1 pseudogene is annotated in these 413 nt (G+C 62.0%); it reads right to left on the bottom strand.

Going from position 1 to position 413, the window contains the following annotated elements:
- A pseudogene (locus tag AX681_RS04645) lies at positions 1–413 on the bottom strand (transposase); the annotation flags it as partial.

The following is a 413-nucleotide window of genomic DNA, read 5'->3' as shown; positions in this document are numbered from 1 at the left end:
TCTGATGATCTCGAGCTTCTCGGATGCGGGATATCTCATTCGTCGTTGCCCCCATCCGCGACCATGCTTTTTTTGAGCAGACGGTTTTCCAGTGTCAGATCGGCCACGCATTCCTTCAGGGCCCGGGCTTCGCGGCGCAGGTCCTGGACCTCTCCGGTGGTCGCGGCACGGGCGGTGTCGCCGGCCAGGCGGCGCTTGCCAGCTTCCATGAACTCCTTCGACCAGGTGTAATACAGGCTCTGGGCAATGCCTTCCTTGCGGCATAGCTCGGCGATGCTGTCTTCCCCGCGCAGGCCATCCAGCACGATGCGGATCTTGTCCTCGGCCGAAAAGTGGCGCCGGGTCTGTCGGCGGATGTCCTTCACTACCCGCTCTGCTGGGGCCTTGGCGGGCGATTTTACATTGGAGGATCT

Origin of the sequence: Sphingomonas sp. CCH9-E2 (assembly GCF_001557215.1) — a bacterium.
Lineage (GTDB): Bacteria > Pseudomonadota > Alphaproteobacteria > Sphingomonadales > Sphingomonadaceae > Sphingomonas.
This window is presented reverse-complemented; position numbering and strand designations above follow the sequence as displayed.